Origin of the sequence: Gelidibacter sp. (assembly GCF_035515035.1) — a bacterium.
Taxonomy (GTDB): domain Bacteria; phylum Bacteroidota; class Bacteroidia; order Flavobacteriales; family Flavobacteriaceae; genus Gelidibacter.
On record NZ_DATJCA010000042.1, the window covers coordinates 23484 to 29920 of the forward strand.

3 protein-coding genes are annotated in these 6437 nt (G+C 40.8%); 1 reads left to right on the forward strand and 2 read right to left on the reverse strand.

All coding sequences use genetic code 11. The annotated features are described in order from the left end of the window. Window positions 1–14: 14 nt before the first annotated feature. Entirely contained in the window at window positions 15–2234 is a 2220-nt protein-coding gene (locus tag VLZ86_RS03530; RefSeq protein WP_325448787.1) for an FUSC family membrane protein, read from the reverse strand. Window positions 2235–2574: 340 nt separating this feature from the next. On the opposite strand from VLZ86_RS03530, the gene VLZ86_RS03535 reads away from it, so the two are divergent. Then, complete coding sequence (locus VLZ86_RS03535) at window positions 2575–4179, forward strand: FMN-binding glutamate synthase family protein (RefSeq protein WP_325448789.1); 1605 nt, start codon at window positions 2575–2577, stop codon at window positions 4177–4179. Window positions 4180–4375: 196 nt separating this feature from the next. Here VLZ86_RS03535 and VLZ86_RS03540 read toward each other — a convergent pair whose 3' ends face one another. Beyond that, entirely contained in the window at window positions 4376–6316 is a 1941-nt protein-coding gene (locus VLZ86_RS03540; protein ID WP_325448791.1) for an OmpA family protein, read from the reverse strand. Window positions 6317–6437 lie beyond the last annotated feature (121 nt).

The window sequence follows — 6437 nt, forward strand, 5'->3', positions numbered from 1 at the left end:
GAAATCAACGGTTATCAATCCAAATTGACTGATTTTGCCAATTTGAGCATTTTTCGACTGATGGAGAACAACCATTCCAATTGTTCCCAAACTAAATGGGTCTCTTGAAGGCCACGTACCGTTTCTTTATCTGTAGAGCCCAAATTACTAATTTCCAAGGAATTGAAAGTCGGCAACGGTGCTTCAAGAAGCCGATCGTTTTTTGACAACGCGTCCACCCCACTACAGGTCTTGTCTTTTAAGCATTGGAGGACCTGCTCAAGGTTTTTCTCTATATTTTCAGTGGCAGTTTTAAATCGTTCGGATGCCTCAGTAGTATCATAATGCTTTATGTAAGTGCTTAACGAAGCTAATGATGCTAAAAAATTATGGTTTAAAACGACCAGTTCATAAACTTTATCCATTTCCCTTTGTTTCGACTTAGGCTCTTGGGTCATCCGCTGAAAAGCCGAACTTAGATTGGACGTTTCTAGGAATGCCTGCTTACGTGCTATATCATAAGAGGTTGGTATGTTGCCCTTCCGCTGATAATATTCGGTAATTTTATGTAGGAAATCCTTGTTGGCCTGCACACTTTTTTCAATGCTCTCCTTTATTTCAACAAACTCCCAAGCGGGCCACAGCCACAACATGGCCATGTAGGAGAGTCCGGCGCCAACCAACGTATCCAAGATGCGGAATTTTATTAGGCCGAGAACATCAGGGATGAGAATGGCATAAATAAAGACCACACTCAAGGTAATAAACGTCGCCGAAGCTTTATAATTTTTTTGTACCAATGAAATTGCAATGACCAAAGAAATGACCCCCATAATGCCAAACACATAAGGATCCTGAATTAGAAAAACCACTCCAAAGGCAATCGCCCCGCCAAGAAGTGTACCGATCATACGATCCTTCGCTCGGTTTCTTGTAAGCCCGAAGCTGGGACGCATGATAACGACAATAATCAACAAGATAGAATAGGGATTCTGAAAGGCGAAGATTGACCCCAGCGCATAACCAATCATCACCGTAACCGCCAACCGCACCGAATGTCTAAAAATGGTAGACTTAAAGCTAAAGCTCCTAAAGTAGAGCATCGGATCATAATCTTGGGGTGCAATAAACCGCCTGGCTTTTTTTCTATCTATAAAATTGGTTTCGTCAATCGTGGGATCTAAAAGTCTTTTTATTCTTTTTAATTTTTCGGACTGTTTTTCTTGATATTCAAGCAGATTCTGGAGCATTAGATATTCCTCGTAATACTCCGTTTCACGAAGTAAGTTCACTTCCAGTTTTACGTTTTCAAAACATTGGGTCATAGGAGCGTTCTTGGGCAATTTCCTTAGGTCATTTCCCGCTTCGGAAATCTTCCGCAATTGTGAGGACATCTCAAAAATCAGGTCCTGGAATCTTTTGACGTATTGGGGATGGGCTTTAAAAAGCGCATCCATCCGATCATAATTTACTGGATTTGCAATGGCTGTTTCTAGCATTTCTATTAACTGGGCAAATATCAATAGGCGGTTATTCTGATAATTGGACCACCCCGAAGCTTTCCTGGAAAGTATCAAAATCTCCCTGAGAGTTTCATGGTTCGTGGTGAGGTCGCTTTGAAGTTTAAGTAACTGGGATTGTAATTTCACATGGTCTTCATGTGGGTCCAGCAACTTTCCTCTTGTTTCTATAAATTCTGCGGTAAGCAAATAAGTTTCGGATAAAAACTCCTCGGTTTCAGCCTTTGGGTTGATGCGATACCAAGCCTTGGACAAGAGCAAATACCAAAGTCCGCCCGCCCCCAACAACAAAGCATATTGATAGATTTCCAGTTCAGATTCGAGCGAAAAACTCAATACGAAGGCCATAAGTCCCGAAAAACTGATGAGCGAGGCACGAAAGCCATATACCGAAATTAAAGCGATGGCAAAAGTGATGAACCCCAAAACCGGAAGCAATAGCCAGAGTTCAAAATGCAGATAGCCTTTTATAAAACTGGCAATCATAACCAATAGCGCGGAAAAAAGAATCCCAAACTTTTTATGACGGAAACTGCCTATGACATCGCTGGGCGAACTCCAAAAGGCACCAAAGCTAAGTGCCATTCCAATTTCTAAATAACCGAGTTGCCCTCCGATTACTGCCGGTAGAGTAACCGCAATCCCCACCCGGATGGCTTTTGAAAAACTGATGCTTCTTAAAAACTGTAACAGCTCCTTAACATTCTCAGAAATAAAAACTCTAACAGTATTCAAGTTAAAATAATTTATATGCTAATATAAGGTTTATTGGAAAATTGACTCCATCTAATAAAGCAATTGATCTCAAGCCTAAATAAAAACATGCCAACGTATAAAATGGAGCCTTCTTATAGAGGTCCATTTCTGAAAGATTGATTCTAAATTCAGTAATAATCCGAAAATACAGCAAATTGTACACGTATAAATTCAATTCTTCCCAAAATAGAAGATCAGTTCTCATAATTAGATCTTTATATTTAGTACTTTACACTTAGTTATAAACGGATTATTAAAAATTCACAGGAGCGCTATCAAAATTCTTAAAATAGAACTGTGAGCCTAAAAAATTTCTGTTATGCGAATCAACTTTTATATCATATCAAGTGTTTCACTCTTGATAACCCTCGGATTAGCCATTTTTTTAAATTCAAACTGGTATGTGCTCTTTGCGATTATCTTAGGGTTGACCATTTTAGGATATTACGACGTTTTTCAAACCCGACATACCATTATGCGCAATTATCCGGTACTGGGGAGACTGCGGTATTTATTGGAAGACTTACGCCCAAAGATGTATCAGTATTTTATTGAATCTGACATTGACGGCCGTCCCTTTAATCGCGTCGATCGGTCCACAGTATATCAAAGGGCAAAGGGTGTACGGGATACCATTCCGTTTGGAACCCAGCTGGATCTTTATGCCGAGGGTTATGAATGGATTTGCCATTCCATCGCACCAAGACCATTTGCGAGCTTAGATCACGATCCGCGATTTTTGATCGGAAACAAAGCTTGTAAACACCCATATTCTGCCAGTATTTTGAATATTGCAGCCATGAGTTTTGGTGCTATTAGTGCCAACGCCGTTGAGGCTTTGAATGCAGGGGCCAAGATTGGGAATTTCGCCCATAATACTGGAGAAGGTGGCTTGAGCGATTACCATTTAAAACACGGTGGCGATCTTATTTGGCAAATTGGCACCGCTTATTTTGGATGTCGGGATGAAGAAGGAAAATTCAATCCAGAACTTTTTTCGGAAAAGGCTAAACATCCGAATGTGAAAATGATCGAACTCAAAATTTCCCAAGGTGCCAAACCTGGACATGGCGGGATTTTACCGGCGGAGAAAAACTCTGAGGAAATTGCTCGAATTCGACATATTACCCCACATACTAGAGTCAACTCCCCACCCTACCACTCCGCTTTTGACACCCCGCTTGAAATGGTGCACTTCATTCAAAAACTAAGAGATCTATCCGGCGGCAAACCGGTAGGCTTTAAATTATGTATTGGTTATAAAAGTGAATTTATATCCATTTGTCAAGCCATGATTGATCTGGATATTTATCCTGACTATATTGCCGTAGATGGTGGCGAAGGTGGAACAGGCGCGGCTCCTCCGGAATTTAGTAATTATGTAGGTGCACCATTGATTGACGGGCTCGATTTTGTCCATAATATTCTTAACGGATTGGATATCAGAAAACATATAAAACTTATTGCTTCCGGCAAGATCACTTCTGCATTTCACGTTGCGCGTGCCATTGCTTTGGGTGCCGACGGCTGTTATCAGGCACGTGCCATGAAAATGGCTTTGGGCTGTATTCAGGCCTTATTGTGCAATACCAATAGATGTCCCACCGGAATCACCACGCAGGATCCCAGATTGACCATAGGCTTGGTGCCTGAAGACAAAAAGATACGTGTGGCAAATTACCATGAAAAAACAATTAAAAATTTTGTTGAACTTTTGGGTGCTACCGGTTTGGATGAAGCAAAAAATTTGACACGTTCGCATATTTACCGACGAGTCTCATTGAATGCCATGATTACTTATGAAGAACTTTTCCCGTCCATAAAACCTGGAGCCATGCTTAATGGAGAGATTCCAGAAAAATATAAATCGGATTTTGCCAATGCCAATAAAACCCGTTGGGGCATCCATCCAATAGCCATATAAATGTGATGATTTTTAGTTCATCATAAAATATCCCAATCAAAGTGTTGTCAAAAAACCTAGTTCAAAAACCGACTGATAGTGTCTATTGGTAATACAGCACGACCTAGTGCAGTTCCTGTGGAGAACAAAAAAACCGAAGATATAGCTTCGGTTTTTTATAGTTTTATAAGGGGATTTCAATATTTAATAAGGCGTTCTATTCTATGATAATAAATTCTGAACGTCTGTTTTTCTGATGTTCATCAGCAGAACATGGGACGCCGTTACTACAGTTGTTCACCAGTTTGCTCTCTCCAAATCCAACGGCTTGCAATCTCGATTCTGGGATGCCGTTTTCAACCAAATAGTTTAAAGTGGAGGTCGCACGACGTTGTGAAAGCCCTTTATTGTAGGCGTCATTTCCTCTACTGTCGGTATGTGAACGGATCTCCAGTCTCAAGTTAGGATATTGGTTGAGTACCGCCAAGACTTTCTCAAGTTCCACTTGGGCATCCTTTCTTATATTCGATTTATCAAAATCAAAATAGATGATGGGGATGTTCAACACCTTGGCCAAGTCGGTTCCAGGAACCAGGGCAACTTCGTTGGTCTGTAATTGGAAGTCGATGCGCTGGTGCTCCAAATTTGGCTTGGACAGATACTCATCGGAATCATAACTTTCCTTAGAAACTTTTACAAAATAGGTTTCAAATTTATCGGTTTCGACGGTGTAAAAACCTTCGCCGTTAGTCCGAACTTGTTTATATATCTTATTGTTGGAATCAGTCAATACGATAGTAGCACCCTCAAGTGGCAGTTCGGTCTGTTTGTCGGTAACATAGCCTTCAATCTGTGCAAAATAGAGGTCTATGATTGGTGCTGTCTCCAAAAACGTATAAATATTGTCGTAAACAAATGTGTTTCCAGTTTCCGAACGGTTAGAGCTTATAAAGCCCCTGTGGGTCGATTGATCAATCCCAAAGGCAAAATCATCGGCATAGGTGTTAATTGGAGCGCCAACGTTTAACAGGTTGCCAAAGCCATCATTCTTGATCTTTATATAGAATACATCAAGACCACCCAGTCCAAAATGGCCATCAGATGAAAAATACAGCTCGTGGTCTGCCGAAACAAATGGGAAGGTCTCCTTACCTCTGGTATTGATTTCTGGTCCTAAATTAATTGGTTCCCCAATACTTCCATCGGTATTGATAGTGGAGACATAAAGGTCTGACTCTCCAAAACCTCCTGGACGATCCGACGAAAAATATAGTTTTGTCCCATTTGGACTCAATGCCGGGTGTGCGCTAGAAAAATGGTCGCTATTAATGGACAGTTCTTCTGCTTCCTGCCATTTGTTGTTGACCTTTTGTGACCTATAGATTTTTAGCTTCTGATCGTCTTTTCTGTTCTTGGCGGTGATATTGCTTCGTGTAAAATACATGGTATTGTTATCTGCCGTAAATACAGGCGACGATTCATGGTATTTACTGTTTAGGGTCCCGGTAAGTTTTTCGGAATGGCCTAGAGCCTGATTAAGGGAATCGAGTTCAATGCTATAAAGGGATAAAAAACTAAGTCCGTCCCACGCACTTCTCTTGTTCAGGAACGTTTTAGTGTCGCTCGTAGACGCATAGTAAAGAGTGTTTCCCGATTTGAAATAGCCAAAGGAGATCTTCTCCTCATCATAAACTTTTGCTAACGCTTCCATCTCATACCGTCCTGAATTCTGCTGAATAAGATCGGCATAATTTCGTGCATTTCTTCCAGACTTCAAACCACTTTTAGCCGTGAACGTATCGTAATAATTTGAAGCTTCATCAGTATTCCCGGTAGCTTTCAGTGCCTGGGAAAAGCGAAGATAGACAATGTCATTCTCAGGTTCTGGATTCAGCTCAAACAAACGCCCGTACCATTTTACGGCCTGGTCATATTGCGCGTTAAAATAAAAACTGTTGGCCAGTTTTGTGAAAAGTTCCTCCGATTGATGGCCTTTTTCCGCAACTTCCAGATAAATCTTTTGGGCATTGACATAATCCAATTGCTCGTAGTTTTCTGCAGCTTTTTCCATTTTTTTATCCTGTCCCTGAACCAAGGCAATGCTCGAAAAACCGAGAAAAAATAAAAAGAAACTATATATGGTAATACTATTTTTCATGACATCTTTTTTAAATACAATTAAAAGAACCTTGGATTTACTTTCGCTCTCATCCTTGTGCCCAGTTCGAAGCGAAGAAATATCTCGTGCGAGCCATCATTATAATTCCCCAGTGCTGTAG